At 66.7% G+C, this 18,722-nt stretch carries 15 protein-coding genes; 7 read left to right on the forward strand and 8 right to left on the reverse strand.

Annotated elements, in window-relative coordinates:
* The first annotated feature begins 140 nt into the window (after positions 1-140).
* On the forward strand, positions 141-371 hold the full coding sequence (locus tag C0R46_RS07755) for a type II toxin-antitoxin system Phd/YefM family antitoxin (RefSeq protein WP_245413465.1): 231 nt from the start codon (positions 141-143) through the stop codon (positions 369-371).
* Positions 368-811 (forward strand): PIN domain-containing protein, encoded by a 444-nt coding sequence (locus C0R46_RS07760; RefSeq protein WP_157944582.1) that lies wholly within the window; start codon positions 368-370, stop codon positions 809-811. Before C0R46_RS07755 ends, C0R46_RS07760 begins: the two co-directional genes overlap by 4 nt.
* A 57-nt stretch (positions 812-868) precedes the next feature.
* Here C0R46_RS07760 and C0R46_RS07765 read toward each other — a convergent pair whose 3' ends face one another.
* The gene (locus C0R46_RS07765) at positions 869-2,635 is read right to left on the reverse strand and encodes a hypothetical protein (protein ID WP_102959020.1); all 1,767 of its coding nucleotides are present in this window, start codon (positions 2,633-2,635) and stop codon (positions 869-871) included.
* A gap of 217 nt (positions 2,636-2,852) precedes the next feature.
* On the opposite strand from C0R46_RS07765, the gene C0R46_RS07770 reads away from it, so the two are divergent.
* From C0R46_RS07770 to C0R46_RS07790, 5 genes are all read left to right on the forward strand, one after another.
* Entirely contained in the window at positions 2,853-5,363 is a 2,511-nt protein-coding gene (locus tag C0R46_RS07770) for a GcvT family protein (protein ID WP_102959021.1), read from the forward strand.
* Between the two features lie 96 nt (positions 5,364-5,459).
* The gene (locus tag C0R46_RS07775; RefSeq protein ID WP_102959022.1) at positions 5,460-6,353 is read left to right on the forward strand and encodes a DUF1194 domain-containing protein; all 894 of its coding nucleotides are present in this window, start codon (positions 5,460-5,462) and stop codon (positions 6,351-6,353) included.
* Between the two features lie 289 nt (positions 6,354-6,642).
* Entirely contained in the window at positions 6,643-7,257 is a 615-nt protein-coding gene (locus C0R46_RS07780; RefSeq protein WP_102959023.1) for a TetR/AcrR family transcriptional regulator, read from the forward strand.
* 531 nt (positions 7,258-7,788) lie between these two features.
* Positions 7,789-8,454: a Fe2+-dependent dioxygenase gene (locus C0R46_RS07785; RefSeq protein WP_102959024.1), complete on the forward strand. Its 666-nt coding sequence runs from the start codon at positions 7,789-7,791 to the stop codon at positions 8,452-8,454.
* Between the two features lie 27 nt (positions 8,455-8,481).
* Positions 8,482-11,856 (forward strand): autotransporter family protein, encoded by a 3,375-nt coding sequence (locus C0R46_RS07790; protein WP_102959025.1) that lies wholly within the window; start codon positions 8,482-8,484, stop codon positions 11,854-11,856.
* A 59-nt stretch (positions 11,857-11,915) separates the two neighbouring features.
* Here the strand turns inward: C0R46_RS07790 and C0R46_RS07795 are convergent, their stop codons facing one another.
* The 7 genes from C0R46_RS07795 to C0R46_RS07830 form a co-directional block, all read right to left on the reverse strand.
* Positions 11,916-12,911, reverse strand: a complete 996-nt coding sequence (locus tag C0R46_RS07795; protein ID WP_102959260.1) for a GlxA family transcriptional regulator — start codon at positions 12,909-12,911, stop codon at positions 11,916-11,918.
* A gap of 424 nt (positions 12,912-13,335) precedes the next feature.
* On the reverse strand, positions 13,336-13,665 hold the full coding sequence (locus tag C0R46_RS07800; protein ID WP_102959026.1) for a hypothetical protein: 330 nt from the start codon (positions 13,663-13,665) through the stop codon (positions 13,336-13,338).
* Positions 13,666-13,779: 114 nt separating this feature from the next.
* On the reverse strand, positions 13,780-14,202 hold the full coding sequence (locus C0R46_RS07805) for a DUF2934 domain-containing protein (protein WP_102959027.1): 423 nt from the start codon (positions 14,200-14,202) through the stop codon (positions 13,780-13,782).
* Between the two features lie 381 nt (positions 14,203-14,583).
* Positions 14,584-14,949 carry a DUF6481 family protein gene (locus C0R46_RS07810; protein ID WP_342586497.1) on the reverse strand — a complete coding sequence of 122 codons (366 nt, stop codon included), beginning with the start codon at positions 14,947-14,949 and terminating at the stop codon, positions 14,584-14,586.
* Positions 14,950-15,175: 226 nt separating this feature from the next.
* A complete protein-coding gene (locus C0R46_RS07820; protein ID WP_102959030.1) occupies positions 15,176-17,260 on the reverse strand; it encodes an ASKHA domain-containing protein in 2,085 nt (694 codons plus the stop codon).
* 27 nt (positions 17,261-17,287) lie between these two features.
* Entirely contained in the window at positions 17,288-17,635 is a 348-nt protein-coding gene (locus C0R46_RS07825) for a hypothetical protein (protein ID WP_157944583.1), read from the reverse strand.
* Between the two features lie 102 nt (positions 17,636-17,737).
* Positions 17,738-18,706, reverse strand: a complete 969-nt coding sequence (locus tag C0R46_RS07830; RefSeq protein WP_102959032.1) for a methyltetrahydrofolate cobalamin methyltransferase — start codon at positions 18,704-18,706, stop codon at positions 17,738-17,740.
* Positions 18,707-18,722 lie beyond the last annotated feature (16 nt).

The following is an 18,722-nucleotide window of genomic DNA, read 5'->3' on the forward strand; positions in this document are numbered from 1 at the left end:
TCGGCAGAGGGTCGCTCGACCGCCATAGCTTCCGCTACACGCCGGCATACGCTCTTTCACCGCCCTTGCGACCCGAACATCGCTGCCGTATTGTAACTACATGTAGTCACAAGAAGGTTCTGGTCGTGCGGATCATTCAGGTGAGGGATGCGAAGGCCGGGCTCTCGGCACTGGTCGAGGCGGCAGAGCGCGGGGAACCGACCACGATCACGCGCCACGGTCGACCGGCTGCGGTTATCGTTCCGGTCGATGTGGCTAGACGGCTCTATCCTGACGAAGCTGTCGATTTCGCCTCTTTCCTGATGAGCTTCCCGGGCGGGCTGGAAGACTTCGAGCGCGACCAGACGCCGCTCCGGTCCATCGACCTTTGAACGGCTTCCTTTTCGATACGTCAGCTTTGTCCGTCATGGCGCCCAGCAGGCCGCCGCTTCCTCGTGAGATTGCATCCAAGCTAACAGAAGCGGCGGCGTCCGACCGGCTGTTCGTGCCAACAATCGCTCTGGCAGAGATCAGGCAGGGAATCTGCAATCTGCGCCGTAAAGGAGCTGATGCTCGTGCGGACATTCTCGACGCATGGTCCACCGCGCTACGGCGAATCCATGGCCGGCGAGTGCTGCCGTTCGGTATCGAGGAGGCTGACGCGGCCGGCGAGATCGCCGACATGGCCGTGGCGGCAGGTCGGCATCCCGGCTTCGCGGACATCGCGATTGCCGGCATTGCCAAGGCCAACGGGCTCGCGATCGTCACGGAGAACTTGCGTCACTTCAAACCGCTGGGCGTAGCCAGCTACGACTTGGCCGGTCTTCCATAAACCGCCGCCGGATCGTCGGTGCTGTGCCGTTCAAGCGACCAGACTACACCCGACGCATCACCCCCGCAGCCCGAGTTCCTGCACTGCGGCCGCATTGGCGCGCAACAGCTCCGGCCGCACCAGCCCGTCCCAGCAGGGCGACAGCTCGACGCGTGTGCGGCCTTCCAGCGCCGCCTGGTAGAAGCTCTGCAGCCGCATGTTGGCGACCGTGATCGGGCACTTCGGATACAGAACGAGATCGGTTGTACGGACCGCGGCGAGGGTACGCTCGTCTGGCGTCGGCACGGCGCGGAACGGGTCGGCGCCGATGGCAATGTAGCGCGGCGCCTGGCGCTGCATCAGCCACGGGAACGGGTTGACGAAGTTGAGGCTCATGATCGTTTCGAAGCGCACGCCGTGGGCGGCCTCGTAGTCATGGATCGCCGCGACCGCGATGTCGGCGCTCTTCAGCCAGCCGATCTGGAAGTCGATCTCGGAATAGAGCGTGAAGGAGGGAAGCTGGCCCCTGTCCGCGATGAACTGGTAGGTCTCGGGATAGCGGATATAGGACTCGATCATCGTGTCGGCGCGGTCCAGCACCTCCTGGCGCTGCGACACCGAGGCAAGGCGGCCGAGATCGGTCGTCTCCAGCCGCGTATAGGTCATCTGTCCGACCAGCGCTCGCATGGCGCGGTGGACGATCTCGACCGGCGTCGGCAGCGCCGTGGCGGCGACGAGGCTGAGGACGAGGACCAGCTTACGCCCGCTGTAATCGCCGGCCTTGGTCAGGAGGGCCAGGAGCACCGGCCACAGGAAGACGAAGGCCTGGCTGCCGGTGTTCTGCGTTTCGAAGAACAGCCCCGCGAACAGGGCGACACCAATCCAGAGCGCATCGCGATCGAGGATCGAGGCGATCCGGGCGAGCGACGGGCGGCGCGCGAAAAGGCGGAGACTTGCCCAGAGCTTCGGCCAGCCGATGACAAGCAGCGCCAGGATCAGGGCCGCACCCGCGCCGACGACGCCGAAATGCAGCGATGCGGCGGTGAGGAAGCGCGGTGCCAGGCTCCCTTCATTCATGCCGACAAGGGTCAGGATGTCGCCGAGATAGGCGCTGACAGCATGCGTGGCCCCTTCCAGCGCGGCGAGCGAGAGCAGGAAGGCGAGGGCCGCGGCCAGGGCGGCGCGCAGGCCGATGCGTCCCGCGGCGAAGGCGAACAGGCAGAGCATCGCGCCGGCGATGAAGCCGGTGATCTTCACGAGGAAGAGCGCCAGCATCGCGCCGGCGACAACGGCGAAGAGCGCGCGCTGGCTGCGGCAGAAGACCAGTCCGGCGGTCAGCACATAGAGGAGATGGCAGGCCTGCCGGTTATAGATGCCGTAGCCGTCGAAGCCGGGATAGTTGGTGAACTGCTCGATATTGACCGGCAGGATCTGGAACAGGAGGAACGGCACGAGCAAGGCGAAGGCAAGGCCGCGCGAATGCTTGCCGACCGAGGCGAGCACCACCGCCATCAGGGGCGCGGTGACGAGGAGCAGCGACCAGTTCACCAAGAGCAGCGGCTGGGCCTGCGGAAAGATCTTCAGAAGCGAGGCGAACAGCCAGTAGCCGAGAGGTCCGACGGGCGCGAAGAAGTCGACGCCAGGCACCTGCCCGCTGAAGATGCGGTTCGCCGCATCGTAGTAGATGAAGAGGTCCCAGTAGAAGGCGCCGAGCGGCAGCGTCACCGGCAGCGTCAGGATCGCGGCGAGGGCGATCATCGTCGCGCCGAGGGCCAGGAGCGGCGGACTGATCATCAACGCGGCGCGCGAGGATCGCGCGGCCTGTTGGATCGTGACGTGGCTCATCGACAAGTTCCCGCTGCGCGGCGGCCGTCGGCCCCTCCGCATCCACAGAGCGAGAGAGCCTAGCGCCTGCAGGTTTAAGGATTGCTTTGCAGTCCGATGCTCCAGCCAAGGAGCGGACGTGACGGTTGATGTCGCAAAAAAGCCGGGCCGGTGACTTCCGCTTGGACTAGGTTGCTGGCCGGCTGCGACGAGGTCGCAAGGCATACCGGAGACATCGATGAAATCTCAGGCGCGTGCGGTGGTGATCGGGGGCGGTGTGGTCGGTGTCTCGACCCTCTACCATCTCGCCAAGAAGGGCTGGACGGACAGCGTCCTAATCGAACGCAAGGAGCTGACCTCCGGCTCCACATGGCATGCGGCCGGGCTCTTGCCGCTGTTCAACCTGTCCTATTCCGTCGGCCAGCTGCACAAGTACTCGGTGCGCTTCTACAAGGAGCTGCAGGCCGAGACCGGCATGAATGTCGGCTTCTCCAATGTCACCAACATCCGCCTGGCGCGGACGCAGGACCGGCTTGACGAGTACCGCTACTATGCCGGCATCGCCGAGACGATCGGCGTGCCCGTCAAGTTCCTGACGCCGGAGGAGCTGAAGGAGGTCTGGCCGCTCTGCGAGACCGACGGCATCCTCGGCGCCCTGCAGCACCCGGAAGACGGCTATATCCAGCCGGCCGACCTGACACAGGCGCTCGCCAAGGGCGCGCGCGACCTCGGCGCCACCATCTACCGCAACACCACCGTGACTGCTATCGAGCAGCTGCCCTCCGGCGAGTGGAAGGTGACCACCGACCAGGGCGAGATCATTGCCGAGCACGTCGTCTCGGCGACCGGCAATTTCGCGCGCAAGACCGGCGCGATGGTCGGGCTCGAAATACCGGTCATACCGGTCGAGCACCAGTATATCGTCACCGAGCCGCATCCGGCGATCCTCGAACGACGCCGCCAGGGCCTGCCCGAGATGGGCGTTCTGCGCGAGAGCGATTCGGGCTGGTACATGCGCGAGGAGGCCGGCGGCCTGATCCTCGGCCCGTATGAAGTGGGGGCGCCGGTCTGCTACCTCGACGGTCCCGACGCCAATTCCGAATACGAGCTGTTCCAGGAGGATCTGGAGCGGCTGATGCCGCATATCGAGACGGCCTTCGTGCGCGTGCCGGCCTTTGCCGAGGTCGGCATCAAGAAGGTTTATAACGGCGCCATCGCCTATACGCCGGACGGCTCGCCGATCGTTGGACCGGCGCCCGGCCTGAAGAACTTCTGGCTGAACGAAGGCCACTCCTTCGGCATCACCGCGGCAGGCGGTGCCGGCTGGCAGCTGGCGGAATGGATGGTGGACGGCGCGCCGACGGTGGACATGGTCGGCGTCGATCCGCGCCGCTTCGGCCCGTATGCAACGGAAGGCTACCTCATCGAAAAGAACGAGGAGGCCTATTCCAACGTCTTCACCATGCATTATCCGGACGAGGAGCGCTCGGCCGGCCGGCCGCTGAAGACCTCGCCCTCCTATGAGCGGCAGAAGAAGCTCGGCGGCGTGTTCGGCTCCGTCTATGGCTGGGAGCGCGCCAACTGGTTCGCGCCTGAAGGCTATCAGGTCCCGGAGGCCGAGCTCGACGTCGGCGCCGACGTTCTCCTGAAGCACAACCATGCACCGGCCGAGGCCGACGGGCGCATCCGCGAGCGCTGGAGCTTCCGTCGCTCCAACTACTTCCCCTTCGTCGGGGAGGAGGTGAAGGCCGTGGCGAATGGCGTCGGCCTTCTCGACATGAGCCCCTTCGCCAAGGCCTGGGTGTCCGGCCCCGGCGCCGAGGCCTGGCTCGACGGCCTGCTGGCCAACCGACTGCCGAAGCTCGGCCGCGTGTCGCTCTGCCACGCGCTGACGCCGAGCGGCGGCGTCGCGGCCGAATTCACCGTGTTCCGTGCCGCCAGGGACCGCTTCTACCTCGTCTCGGCCGGTGGACTGGAGTCGATCGATCACGACGTCCTCGTGAAGGCGCTGCCGCAGGACGGCAGCGTCCGCTTCCAGCCAGCGACGACCGCGATGGGCGTGCTGGTGCTGGCCGGTCCGCGCTCGCGCGACGTCCTGAAGAAGCTCACCCGCACCGACCTCTCCACGGCGGCCTTCCCCTGGCTCACCGGCAAGCGCATCGCCGTCGGGCGGGCCAACGCGCTGGCGCTGCGCGTCAACTTCGTCGGCGAGCTCGGCTGGGAGCTGCATCATCCGATCGAGATGCAGAACGCCATCTATGACGCGCTGATGGAGGCGGGCGCCGAGTTCGGCATCCGGCCGTTCGGCATCCGCGCCATGAACGCGATGGCGATCGAGAAGAGCTACCGGCAGATGGGGCGCGAACTGTCCATCGAGTACAACGCCTATGCGTCCGGCCTCGACCGCTTCATCCAGCCGAACAAGGGCACCTTCACCGGCCGCGAGGCGGTCGTGGCGACACGCGAGACAGGCCCGGCGCAGCGCTTCGCGACGCTTGAGGTGCACGGGATCACGGATGTCGATGCGCGGGGCTCGGAGCCGATCTATCGCGACGGCGCGCTGATCGGGCGCGCTACGCAGGGCGGCTATGGCTGGCGCGTCGGCAAGAGCCTGGCGCTTGCCATGCTGCGGCCGGACTGCTGCGAGGAGGGCACGAAGCTCCAGATCAAGATTCTCGGCACGCTCTACGATGCAACTGTCATCGCCGAGAGTCCCTATGATCCCGAGAACGCCAAGCTTCGCGCCTGAGGTGGCGACCCTCGGTCGTTAGCCGACGGGCGGCTTCGTGCCGCCCGTTACGACTTCGTGACTTGCGCTTCTCGCCGTGCGGTATGACGCTGCGACATGCGCAACCGAGCCGTGAGCTGCCGCCTCGTTGCCTGCTTGGCCCTGACGGGTCTGCTGCAGACGGCGGCGCTCGGCCAGAACATGCCGCGCGGACTTGGGCAGATCGGGCGCGAGAGTGCCGCGGACGGGCAGCCGGTGGACGTGGAACTGGTGCTCGCCGTCGACGTCTCCTGGTCGATGGACCGCGGCGAGCAGGAGATCCAGCGCGCCGGCTATGCCGCCGCCTTTCGGTCGGAGGAGGTGCAGCGCGCCATCACCGAAGGCGTGCATGGCCGGATCGCCGTCACCTATATCGAATGGGCGGGCGAGTTCTCGCAGAGCATCATCGTTCCCTGGACGCTGATCGATTCCAAGCCGGCAGCGGATGGCTTCGCCTACCGGCTGTCGATCGAGGAGCCTGACCGGGCACGCCGGACCTCCATCGCCGCCGCGATCGACTTTGCCGCACCGCTCTTTTCCGGCAACGGCTATGACGGATTGAAACAGGTGATCGACGTGTCCGGCGACGGTCCCAACAATGAGGGCCGCACCGTCATGGATGCGCGCGACGCCGCCGTGCGGCGCGGCATCACCATCAACGGGCTGCCGCTGATGACCACGGGCGGGTATTCGTCCTGGGGATCGATCCCGAATCTCGACCGCTACTACGCCGACTGTGTGATCGGCGGGCCAGGCGCCTTCATGATCCCGGTGAACAGCTGGGACCAGTTTCCGAGAGCCGTCCGCCGCAAGCTGGTGATGGAACTCGCCGGCGGCTGGCCCGAGCGTGGACCGATGCCGCCCGCAGACGTCGGCGTCGTACCCGCTGCGGGCGAGCCGGTCTCGGACTGCTCCATTGGCGAGAAGATGTGGCAGGACCGCCAGCGCTACTGGATGAACGGCCCGGGCTGACAGGGCCGAAGGCGGTCCGCTCGCCGGCCGACAGGCCGTGACGCCACGGACGGCTGGCGATCCTTGGCGATGCCCTCTGCATCGCGGCGTGTCCGTCTTCGCATGCAGGCCGGGGAGCGGCCACGCGCGGACCGGGCGACCGCTCGCCCCTTGCGAAGAACGGTGACAGCTCCGATCCTTGCAAATGCTGTGGATGGTGCGCTGTCGCCGCTGTGCCGGCGGATCTTCTGGGCAACTGTACGGGAGCGCCCATGCCCCTCGGCAGGCGGCATGAAAGGCGAACGATCGCATGCGGGAACCGACCGCCGAAATCCGCAAGCCGCAGATCGTCCAGGCCGCCTTTGAAGCGATTCGCAAGAACGGGCTGCCGATGCCCTCCTACGATCTGATCGCCAAGGAAGCGGGCATCTCACGGCAGCTGATCCGTCATTACTTTCCGGATCCCGAGGCGCTGATGGAGGGCGTCTGCGATCACCTTGCGGCGGCCTATCGCGACTGCCTGATGAAGGGGATCGTGGCGGCGGGGCAGGCGGAGCGCCTGCCGATCTTCCTCGACTTCTACTTCAACTTCCTGAGTGGCCAGGGCATCCCCAAGCCGGCAGACGACGTTGTCTACGATGCGATGGTGGCGATCGCGGCGGCGTTGCCGACCGTCCGCAAGAACCTGTTCGACCAGTACACACTCCTGCAGCACACGATCGCGCACGAGGTGCAGATCAGCTATCCCGCCCTGCCGCAGACGGCTTGCCGCGAGATCGGCTTCCTGTTCGTCGCCCTGATGTACGGGCACTGGAAAATGGTCGCCTCGCTCGGCTTCTCCGAGCGCTACAACCGCATCACCCGCGAGGCCGTGGACCGCCTGATCCAGTCCTACTGCCAGCGCTACGACGACCCTGACATTTAAGCAACAACCCCAGCGGGCATGCCGTCCTGCCGAATTTTCCGATTGAAAATATGATCGGGCCTGTCATTGTGCCTTAGCGGCAAGTGCCGGCGGGGCGTCAACCGACTCGTTCAACCCGTCTGTTCGGAAGACGAGGCGACACAGGTTCTCTGCTTCTAGCCGCGCGTTCGCAGGCAAGACATGCGTGCGTCTGGCCATGCCGGGCGAGTGATCGGTCATCTTTGAATGGATACTTCGTCATCTCGGGGAGAGATTTCGAAGACGGAGCGCTTTTGCTTCTTCTGGGGAGAAGGGGTGTCGCGAACGGGCAAGACGATTGTCTTGCTCGAAGGCTGATCTGCACGCTGCAACTGGCTCGGCCCGGGCTTTGGCGGCAGGTGCAGAGGGATATGGGGGCGGAATGAAACCTCTGATAAGGCTCGCCGCAGCGTCCGCGTACGGGATGCTGCGGAGCATCAGGCCGCGACGACTGCTGCAATACAGGCGCGCGTATAGTCGCAAGACCGCGGCCGGCCGTGGTGACATCGAGCCGTGATCGTCGTCGCGCCCATTCTCGATGCCGGTGCCTGCGCCGAGGTGGCTGAGCGCGCCGGCGCGTTGAGCTTCGTCGACGGCGCGAGCACCGCAGGCTGGCATGCCAAGCTGGTCAAGAAGAACGAGCAGGCCGAGCCGAGTGAGGCCCTCCTCGCGCTGCAGGATGCCATTCTACGCATTCTGCAGAGCCACGCCACCGTAATTTCCGCCTGCCTGCCGGCGCGAATCTCACGTCCTCTCGTCAGCCGCTACGGCGCCGGCATGACCTATGGCAGCCATGTGGACGACGCGATCCGGCACGGTGATCCGCCGATGCGGGCGGACATCTCGTTCACGCTCTTTCTGTCGGACCCGGAGAGCTACGAGGGCGGCCACCTCGCTACCCAGGCCGGCGGCGGCGAGACGCAGGTGAAGCTGCCTGCCGGCTCTGCCGTCTTCTACCCCTCCGACACGCTGCATCGGGTGACGCCGGTTTCCAGCGGAACGCGGCTGGCGATCGTCGGCTGGATGCAAAGCCTCGTGCGGCAGCCGCAGCAGCGGCAAATTCTGCACGATCTCGATCTGGCCCGCCGCCACGTCTTTGAGACCGGTGGCAAGGGGCCGCTCTTCGACACGCTGACGAAAACGCACTCCAACCTCCTGCGCCTGTGGGCCGAGGTCTGAGCCGACTTCTTACGAGGAACAGAGACCATGATCCCGCGTATCAGCCTCACCCTTCTGGCAACCAGCTCCGCCTTGACCCTTGCAGGGCTGCTGGGTGCATCCGGCGCCCATGCGGCCTGTGCGCCCGATCCCGTGGGCAATGGCGGTACCGTGTCCTGCACCGGCACCGACACGAACGGCTTCCAGACGACGAGCAGCGGCGTCAGCCTGACCGTGACGAGCGGCGCAGTGGTGCAGGGTCCGGCCCGGTTCGACGGGCCGATCGAACTCGGCAGCGGTGCGACGCTGGTCAACAACGGAACGATCGACGCCAACCTCGCCAGCACGGCTGTGTTCGCCGGCCCGGATGCGACCGTGACCAACAACGGCACCATTACCGCGCCGGCGGGGCAGGGCCTCACACTCCAGGGCGGCAGCTTCGTCAACAGCGCCGGCGCCGTCATCGATATCACCGCCGGCACGAACGAAGGTACGTCGGGTGTGCTTTTGGGCAACGGCGGCTCGATCCGCAACGAGGGCGAGATCTATGTCAGCGGCGACAACGTTGCCACTGGCCTGATCGGCAGCGGTGGTGCGACGGTGACCAACGCCGAGGGCGCAACGCTGTCTGTCGCGGGTTTCAGAGGTGTCGGCATCAACGGCTCTTCCGAAAGCACCGGCACGGGCAACACCCTGGTCAATGCCGGCACGCTCCTCGTGAATGGCTCCGGCTTCGGCGGCGCTGGCATGCTGCAGAGCTACTTCGGTGTGGCGGACGGCGTGACGACCACGCTGACGAACACGGCGACCGGCGTGATCGAGGTCGAAGGCGAGCGGGTCCGCGGCATTCTGACCAGCCCCACGGACCGCGCCATCAATGCCGGCACGATCACCGCGACCGGTAGCGGCAGCGGAGGCATATCGCTCGTCGGTGACGAAAGCTATGGCGAGAACAGCGGCACCATCAGGACCTTCGGCGAGCTGTCGATCGGCGTCTCGATGACCCCGTTTTCCTCCGGGCAGCGCTTCGTCAATACTGGGACTGTCGCAGCGAATGGCGGCGGTTCGGGCCTCGCTTTCGAGGGCGGCGAGATCGGCTTCTCGCTGACCGGTGCGACGGCTGTGCTCATGCTCGGCCAGGACGGTCTTCTGGAGAACAGCGGCAGTCTTCTTGCGGGCCAAGCAGCGACCGGCTCGGGTTCTTCCGCGATCGTCGTCGGAGCGGTGACCGAGGCTGACCTGTCTGGCCTCGGCGCTGCCGCCTACGACGGAAATCGGATCGTCAACTCCGGCGTGATCCAGGGGGATGGCAGCGGCATCAGGCTTGTGGCCGATCCCCAATCCGGCGCGCCGACGCTGACCATCCAGAATGCGGCCGGCGGCGGGATTTCGGGATCGGATCCCGACAGCACCGGCATCGTCTCTGAAGGTGGCGTGCTGGTCATCGACAACGCCGGGACGATCCGTGGCGGGTCCTTCGGCATCGATGCCAATGGCGGCATCACCCTGACCAATCGAGACGGTGCTACTCTCTCCGGGTTCGATGCCGCGCTTCGATCCCGCGGGACTTTCAACGACACCTTTACGAATGCCGGTCTGGCGTCCGGTCTCGTCGATCTCGGCGGCGGCGACGACGTGATTATCGTCCTGCCGACGGCGGACTTCGCCGGTGGCGTCGAGATGGGCGCCGGCTTCGACACGGTCGCCTTCGACGGCGCCGCCGGCACGGTGGGCGATGCGGCGTTCCTGCGGGACGGCGTGCCGTTCGCAACCGGCGTCGAGCGGATCGAGAAGCGTGGCGAGGGCACCTGGCGTTTCGTCAGCGAAGAGACCATCCCCGCCTTCGTCGATCTGGCGCCCGCCTTCGTTCTGGACGGAACCGTTATTCTCGGCATCACCGCACCGAGCCTCGACCTCACCAACACCGTAGGCGGGCGCGTGGAAGGCGTCGGCACCCTGCGCAACCTCGTCAACGAGGGAGAACTCGCCGTCGGTGGCGCCGGGGCGACCGGCACGCTGAACGTTGCCGGAAACCTGACGCTGGACGGCACCGGCACCACCTATATGGACATCGCAGCCGACGGCACCTCCGATCTCCTGGCCGTCACCGGCAGCGCCAATATCGGCGGATCGCTTTTGGTCAACGGCATCGCCTATCCCACGGGATATCCGGACGCGCAGAGCTACACGATCATCACGGCGGGAGGCGGCGTGTCCGGCACCTTCTCCAGCGTGGCGGACAACCTGCCCGATGTGGATGTGGTGGCGCTCTACAACGCCAATGACGTGCAGCTGAGCTACGACCGCGATGGGTCCGGACCGGTCGATCCGGAGGATCCGGACGACGGCTTCACCCGCAAGGAGAATGCGCTGGCGTCTGTCTATGCGCTCGGACACGCGGCGCTCAGCTTCTCCGAGACGCTGGCGGGCCGCGGCGGACGTTCGGCTGCGGCGCAGCGCACCTCGCTCGGCGGCATACAGCAGCTCGCCTATGGCGAGGATGAGCCGCGCGCGAGCGAACTGCCGGCGTCGAAGGCGATCTATGGTGCCGATCTCGGAACCACTGCGGCGGCGATGACGGGGCCTGACGGCGGCGTCAGAGTCTGGATCGGCGCCTTCGGTGACGACCTCTCCGTCGATCCGGACGGTGGCGCCGCCGGCTATGACAGCAATTCGGCTGGCGTCGCCGGCGGCGTGGAATATGTCATGACGGGTGCAGACTACACCGCTGTCATCGGTCTTGCCGGCGGCTACAGCAGCACCGACGTCGACATCGTCGCCGGTGGCGCGGCCATCGACACCGGCCATGTCGGCCTCTACGCCGCCTGGGAGCAGGGACCGCTCGCCCTCAATGGTGCGATCGCTTACAGCTTTGCCGATTTCGACCTCGCGCGAGCGGTGCTGACCTCGACCGCCTCGGGCTCGGCCGACGGTGACGCCGTCTCCGGCTACACAGAAATCTCCTACGACATCGTGCCGCTCATCGGCGGCACCGGCTACCGTCTGGCGCCGGCGGCGCGTCTGCGCGGCGTCCATGCGACGCGGGATGCCTTCACCGAAACCGGCGCGGGCATCCTGAACCTCTCGGTCAACGAGGACGATGTCAGCCTTCTCTACGGTGGCATCGGCCTGAAGGCGGAGACGGAGATCGTCCTCGGCTCGGCCGTGCTGACGCCGGAGCTCTCCGTCTTCTACGAGCACAACTTCGCCGACAACGACCGCACCGGCTTCGCCACGGTGACACCGGCCGCGGTCGGGTTCGAGACGCTGGTGTCAGCCGGGGCGGAGGACGCCGTTGCGGTAGGTGCCGGGCTCGGCGCGCGCTTCACCGAGACGATCTCCGGGCGCCTGCGTTACGACGGCACCTTTGGCGACGACATGGAAAGCCATCGCGGCTCGGCGACGCTGTCCTTCGCATTCTGATGCCTGCAGTGCCGGCTCGTCACGACACGGCGAGCCGGGGCTGGCGAGAGGCGTGCGGCTTAGGCTGTGACAGCGGCGGCCCGCAGGGCGCGCTCCTGCTGCGGCGAACGTGAATACAGCTCGCGATAGCACTTGGAAAAATGCGAGGCCGAAACGAAGCCGCAGGCGACGGCGATCTCGACGATCGGCAGCTGCGACTGAACCAGCAGGTGCCGCGCCCGATCGAGCCGGATCTCCAGGTAGTAGCGCGCCGGCGAGCGACCCATCTCCTTATCGAAGAGCCGCTCCACCTGGCGGCGGGACAGGCCGACGAGACGCGCCACCTCGACCAGCGACAGCGGCTCGCCGAGATTGGCCTCCATGATCTCGATGATGCGCAGCACCTTGACGTGCTGGACGCCGAGCCGGGCCCTCAGCGGCAGGCGCTGGCGATCCTGTGCGCCGCGCACGCGGTCGGTCAGAGCCTGCTCGCAGACGCGGTTCACCACGTCATCGCCGAGATCCTCGCCGATCAGCGCCAGCATCATGTCGAGCGAGGCCGTGCCGCCGGCGCAGGTATAGATGTTCTGGTCGATCTCGAAGAGGTCGGCATAGACATCGGCGCGGGGAAAGGCTTCGGAGAAGCCTGGCAGGTTTTCCCAGTGGATCGCACAGCGGCGGCCGGCAAGAAGACCCGCCTTGGCGAGGATCCAGGCGCCCGTGCAGAGGCCGCCGACGGAAACGCCGCGCTGATGCGTCTCGCGCAGATAGGAGAGCGTCGCCTTGTCGCCGAAGGATTCGACGAAGACGCCGGAGCAGATGAACACCATGGAGGGCCGGCCTTCGCCGGACAGCGCCTTGCGCTCGGCCTCGACGCCCGAGGAGACGGCGACCTCGACACCGTTTGAGGCGCGCACCGGCTTGCCATCGGGCGAGACCAGCCGCCAACGGTAGATTTCGTGCCCGGCGATCCGGTTGGCGATGCGCAGCGGCTCGATCGCGGTCGCAAACGCGATCATCGAAAAGTTCGGCACGAGCAGGAAGGCGATGGTGCGCTTCGGCGTCGCGGTCGGCATTGGCGCTGCGGCGGCCACCACCCGGCGGATCTGCTCCGGCCTGTCCTGCAGCGCTACGGCAACGGAACGCCCGCCCATTCGAACTCTCTTCCGCTTGAGGAAACCAGCGATGTCGCCGATGGTCTCACAGTGATCGGGAATTAGAACGGGTGCAAGCAGGCAAAATTCGGACGGTGGTGGAAGACCTTGTCGAAGCCTCGCGCGAGATACGGGAGATCACGCTGCTCGACCGGTTGTCGGCGCGAGGCCCGGTCGATGGCGGTGATGCCGTCCGGGCGGCGACCGGTGCGCCGTGGCGAGGAATGGCCGCTGCGAAAAGGCTATGACCCGCGGCAGAGCGGGCCGCAAAGAGGGAGGGCGGCTCAAACCGTCGTGCCGCCCTGCGAGTATCAGCTTCGAACCCGAGATGACTGCGGCTGACGAATCAGAACGTCTCGCCGCCACTGCCGGTCGGCCGGTCCTCGGCCTCGCGGCGGACCTCCTCTTCCATCTCGTCAAGGCCGTCCTCGGTTTCGGTGTCGTCGTTGTCCGGAATGGCGGCGGTTGTCTCGCTCATCGGCTGCGTGCCGACATCCATGTAGAGCGCATCATCGCCCGCCAGCGTGCCGGATGCACGATCCTCTTCATCGCGCGGGGCCTCGTCGGCGACGCTATCCAGCAGCGCACGGTCGGCGAGGGAAACCTCTGCGGCCTCGGCGTAGCTGCCCTTCGGATCGACGGTCCCCTCGCGCTGCTCGGGAAACTCCTTCGGCATGATCGCCTCCTCGTCTCAGATCAACTTTCGTCGGCAACGGCCGGCCGGAGCGATCGTTCCGTCAAGGGACGCGCCGCGAACCCGGAGATTGAGCCCAGAGCCCTGATACGACGCCTATTCGCCGGTCGCCGTCTTCTTGGCGCGCGGGGCCGCCGGCTTCTTGGTCACGGGGGATTTGTCGGACTTCGGCGCCTTTGCCGCCGCAGGCTTCTTGGCCTTTGTCTTCGCCGGCTGCTCGTCGACGGTCAGCGCCTGCTCCTCGGTGGTCTCGCGGGCAGCCTCCCAGCTCGGGCCGCGACCTTCTTCGCCGAGATCGGTTAAGCCGGGTACGTCGGCCTGATTCTCGTAGGCGATCGCCGGCTCGGCCGGCTCGCTGACGGTCTCGTCCAGCGGCCTCAGCGTCGTGCCGAAACTATCCTGAAGCGCGATGATCTCCTTCGCCTGATCCCAATGCTCCTGGTCACGGCCATGAGGCCGCCCCTCGGCTTCCCAGAGCTCATGCGCCTTGCGGCGGATGCGATCTTCGTCATCGGTCATCGTCTCGTCTCCTTCACGCGCGGCTTCCGCCTGCCTCCGTCGCCGCTCGCCGACGCATGACGAAGAGCGGCCGTCCGGCACTTGGCGGACGGGATGCAAACTAGGCGAAGCGAAGGAGATTTCCAGACGCCGATGTGGCGAAGCGGGGAGCGCAGTCGCGAACAGCGGACCAGGCGACTGATTCGGGTCTCGTCGCAGGCCCTGCCACGCTCAGCCGACGCTGAAGAGATCACCGACGGCCCCTAAACTCATCGTCAGACAGAGTGCCGGCCGGCTCAGGCTAGAGCCGTCGTCGGCCCGAGAGGGGCGCCGCAAACGAAAACGCCGCGAACGAGGTTCGCGGCGTTGATGATCATGCAACTGCCTGTCAGGATGCGCCGGTCAGCGCTTGCCCTGGCGCGCCTTGCGAGCGGCATAGCGAGCGTCACGAGCAGCCTTGCGGGCCGCCTCGTCGGCGACCATCTGGTCGATCAGGCGGTTCTGCTCGGCCTTCTTGGCTTCTTCCTCAGCCTGACGCTGCTCCTCCAGAAGACGCTGACGCTCGGCCTCCTCCGCGGCGAGCTTTTCCTGCTCGATGCGGCGGAGTTCATCGCGCTCTTCGCGCGCCTTCAGGATCGCCGCGCGCTCGGCGCGACGCTTCTCGGCCTCGGGGCCTTCCTGCCGGGCCTTCATCTTCTCAAGAAGCGCCTTCTTGGCGTCCTTGTTATTGCCGCGGCGTTCGACGAAATCGGGTTCTTTGGGCTTCAAAGCTATTCTGCACCGGTTACGGATCGGCGTCCTGCGAGCGGCTCACAGCCGGCGCACCAACGCGATAATTCGGAGTGTGTCACGAATGGGCTGGAGATAAGCCCCCGACCGCGGGAGGTCAATGACGCGGCGGCAGCAAAACTTGAAGTATGCTTTCCATCTCCACCGGATGTTGCGGGCGGGCCACCCCTCTTGAACGGACCTGACCCGACGGAGGACGGCGATCTCAGCGGCGGCCGGCGCGTCCGCCGCGACGGCGGGGCGAGCCGGCGTCGCCAGCCGCCGATTCGCCATTCTCGCCGCCATCCGGCGCGGCTTTGATGAGGCCGGCCGAGTCGCGATTGGGCAATGGCTGCACCTTCACCAGCTCGGGATAGGAATCGAGCTTGTTCGGAAAGGCCATGGCCGCCACGAAGTGGCCCTGGAAGTCCGGCTCCAGAGCCGTCTCGATCTTCTCGATGCGGGTGACGACATCCTCGATCTCGCGGCGATAGTCGCGGTTGAGCAGCGCCATGCGCGCACCGGCGCCCGCGGCGTTGCCGACCGAGCCGCATTTCTCCAGCGCGCAGTCCGGCACGAGGCCGAGCACCATGGCATAGCGAGGCTCGATGAAGGAGCCGAAGGCGCCGGCCAGCGCGATGCGGTCGATGGTGGGGTTGCCGAGCTTTCCGAGCAGCAGCTTGATGCCGGCGTAGAGCGCGGCCTTGGCAAGCTGGATGGCGCGCACGTCCGTCTGCAGGATGGTGAGGCGGCGCTCTGGTGTCTCGTGCAGCACGTAGGCGAAGGTGCGGCCCTGCGGCACAATGCGGGGTGAGCGCTCCGCCAGCCGTCCGTCGATGACGCCGTCCTCGGTGATGACGCCGGCGAGGAACATCTCGGCGACCACCTCGATGATGCCGGAGCCGCAGATGCCGGTGACGCCCGTGATTGCGGATGCCTCGACAAAGCCCGGCTCGTCCGACCAGAGTTCGGTGCCAATGATCTTGAAGCGCGGCTCCAGGGTCGCCGGGTCGATGCGTACGCGCTCGATGGCGCCGGGCGCGGCCCGCTGGCCGCAGGAGATTTCGGCGCCTTCGAAGGCGGGGCCGGTGGGCGAGGAGGCGGCGACGAGGCGCTTAGAACTGCCGAGCACGATCTCGGCATTGGTGCCGACATCGACCAGCAGCATCGTCTCGTCCTGCCGATGCGGCCCTTCCGACAGGGTTGCGGCGGCGGCATCCGCGCCGACATGGCCGGCGATGCAGGGGAGAAGATAGGCCCTTGCACCCGGATTGAGCGTCAGGTCGAGCGCGCTCGCCGGCAGCGACAGGGCGCCGGACAGCGCCAGGGCGAAGGGCGCCTGGCCGAGCTCGGTCGGATCGATGCCGAGGAAAAGGTGATGCATCACCGGGTTGCCGACGAAGACACAGTCGATGATGTCGGCCGGCGAGACATTAGCCTCGGCGCAGACCTTCTCGGCCAAGGCCTGGATGGCGCCACGAACGGCGGCCGTCATCTGCGGACGGCCGTCCGGATTCATCATGACATAGGATACACGGCTCATCAGATCCTCGCCGAAGCGGATCTGCGGGTTCGGCGCGCCGGTGGAGGCGATCGTCTGGCCGGAGAGCAGCGAGGAGAGGTGCAGCGCGATCGTCGTCGAGCCGATATCGACGGCGATGCCATAGGCCTCGTTCTTCAGGCCGGGATAGAGGGCGACAAGGCGCGGCGCCTCATCGTCGCGGTCATGCGCGATTGCGGCGGTGACGCTCCAGCCACCCTGGCGCAGCACCGGCTGGATGTGGGGCAGGAGGTGGGGCTCGATCGTCGGGCGCGCGAGCTTCCAGTCGCGCTCCAGCGCCTGGAACAGCCGATCGAGGTCGCCGAGCGGCGCATGCATGTCCGGCTCGCTCACCTCGACATAGAGGAGGCGAACAGCGGGATCCCGCGGGAACTGCCTTGTATCGACGGCCTTGCGCACGACGGCGGCGTTGATCGCCATGTCCTGCGGCAGGTCGACCACGAGATCGCCTTGGACGGTGGTCGAGCACGACAGGCGGCGGCCTGGCTTCAGGCCGCGTTTGTCGGCATAGCGCGCCTCCTTGGCCGACCAGGGCGACAGGTGGTCGCCGGAGGAGGTGATGCCGTGCTTGGCAAAGCGGCCTTCCGCCACCTCGACCTGGCAACGGCCGCAAATGCCGCGACCGCCGCAGACGCTTTCGACATAAACGCCGAGCGAGCGTGCCGCCTCAATCACGGGGGTGCCGCGCGGAAAGCGGCCGCGCCGTCCGGACGGCATGAACAGGACCAGCGGGTCGGCGCTATCGCTCATCGTATCGATCTTCGGAATTCAGGCGGGTTATTTCGAAAGCCGTCGATGATTAGCGCGCACGCGGCGAGTGAACGGCCGCAGCCCTGCCTTCAGCACGGCGTCAGCATCGTTGACGTGGCGCATGCGCCCGGTCACCGCCGCAAGGGCCATGTCGGCGGCGGCGGTCCCGACAGCGAGGTTCATCGCCAGAACGCTCTCGGCGGCGGCCTGAAGCTTCTCCGTCACCATGCGCGCCGCCTCGGCCTTGTCGCGCGTGGTGGGAGACGCAGCGGATAGCCAGAACTGCGTCATCCGCGCCGACATGACGAGCGGCGAGAACAGCATCAGCGTCGACAGCTCGGCCATGGAGCCGGGCAAGCTTTGGCGGCGGTTCATGATGCACATCCCGGCATGCCGCGCCTGCCGCGGCCTCGATCCAACGCTGGCGCCTGCCGGTGCCTTGCTGTCAATCGATTTCTTCGCAGCTGCGAAATGGCCTCAGGCTCCGACCTGCGCCCGCCGCGCATCGCGCCCGCCGCGACGACGCCCACCACCCGCATCACCGGCCGGTGCCACGCCTTGCGCCGGAGCCGCGGTCGCACCCGCCGGCTGGACGTCGCGATAGGTGCGGATCCAGGTCATGCAGGAGGGGTCGTTGCCCATCAGCACGTTGGCGCCGCGCACCGCTTCCATCTCCTGCGGCCGGCACGGATTCATGATGGCGCTGGTCATGCCGGCGGCAATCGCCATCGGCAGGAAGGCGGCATTGATGCCATGCCGGTGCGGCAGGCCGAAGGAGATGTTGGAAGCGCCGCAGGTGGTATTGACGCCGAGCTCCTCGCGCAGGCGGCGGACCAGCGAGAAGACCTGCCGCCCGGCCGTCGCCATGGCGCCGATCGGCATGACCAGAGGATCGACGACGATGTCATGCGGCTTGATGCCGTAGTCGGCCGCGTGCTGCACGATCTTGCGCGCAACCTCGAAGCGCACGTCCGGATCTTCCGAGATGCCGGTCTCGTCGTTGGAGATCGCCACGACCGGGACGTCGTATTTCTTGATCAGCGGCAGGATCGCCTCGAGCTTCTCGAGCTCGCCGGTGACGGAGTTCACCAGCGGCCGACCTTGCGTCACCTCCAGCGCCGCCTTGATGGCGGAGGAGACGGAGGAATCGATCGAGATCGGCAGGTCGGTCAGGCTCTGGACGAGCTGGATGGTCCGGACGAGGAGCGGCGGCTCGGAGACATTCGGGTCGACCGCGGTGACGCCGGCATTGACGTCGAGCATCGTCGCGCCGGCCGCGACCTGGTCGGCGACATCCTTGGCGACCGTGTCGAAGTTGCCGGCGACCATTTCGGCCGCGAGCTTCTTGCGGCCGGTCGGGTTGATGCGCTCGCCGATGACGCAGAAAGGCTCGTCAAAGCCGATGACGATCTCGCGCTTGGCCGAGGCCACCACGGTGCGGGTCATGATGTTCCTCCCCTCG

Origin of the sequence: Mangrovicella endophytica (genome assembly GCF_002893625.1) — a bacterium.
Classification (GTDB): domain Bacteria; phylum Pseudomonadota; class Alphaproteobacteria; order Rhizobiales; family Rhizobiaceae; genus Mangrovicella; species Mangrovicella endophytica.

Excerpts from the sequence above, each read along its gene's own strand:
- C0R46_RS07765 (WP_102959020.1), bottom strand. The coding sequence starts at position 2,635 with ATGAGCCACGTCACGATCCAACAGGCCGCGCGATCCTCGCGCGCCGCG.
- C0R46_RS07770 (WP_102959021.1), top strand. The coding sequence starts at position 2,853 with ATGAAATCTCAGGCGCGTGCGGTGGTGATCGGGGGCGGTGTGGTCGGT.
- C0R46_RS07775 (WP_102959022.1), top strand. The coding sequence starts at position 5,460 with ATGCGCAACCGAGCCGTGAGCTGCCGCCTCGTTGCCTGCTTGGCCCTG.
- C0R46_RS07780 (WP_102959023.1), top strand. The coding sequence starts at position 6,643 with ATGCGGGAACCGACCGCCGAAATCCGCAAGCCGCAGATCGTCCAGGCC.
- C0R46_RS07790 (WP_102959025.1), top strand. The coding sequence starts at position 8,482 with ATGATCCCGCGTATCAGCCTCACCCTTCTGGCAACCAGCTCCGCCTTG.
- C0R46_RS07795 (WP_102959260.1), bottom strand. The coding sequence starts at position 12,911 with ATGCCGACCGCGACGCCGAAGCGCACCATCGCCTTCCTGCTCGTGCCG.
- C0R46_RS07800 (WP_102959026.1), bottom strand. The coding sequence starts at position 13,665 with ATGCCGAAGGAGTTTCCCGAGCAGCGCGAGGGGACCGTCGATCCGAAG.
- C0R46_RS07805 (WP_102959027.1), bottom strand. The coding sequence starts at position 14,202 with ATGACCGATGACGAAGATCGCATCCGCCGCAAGGCGCATGAGCTCTGG.
- C0R46_RS07820 (WP_102959030.1), bottom strand. The coding sequence starts at position 17,260 with ATGAGCGATAGCGCCGACCCGCTGGTCCTGTTCATGCCGTCCGGACGG.
- C0R46_RS07825 (WP_157944583.1), bottom strand. The coding sequence starts at position 17,635 with ATGAACCGCCGCCAAAGCTTGCCCGGCTCCATGGCCGAGCTGTCGACG.
- C0R46_RS07830 (WP_102959032.1), bottom strand. The coding sequence starts at position 18,706 with ATGACCCGCACCGTGGTGGCCTCGGCCAAGCGCGAGATCGTCATCGGC.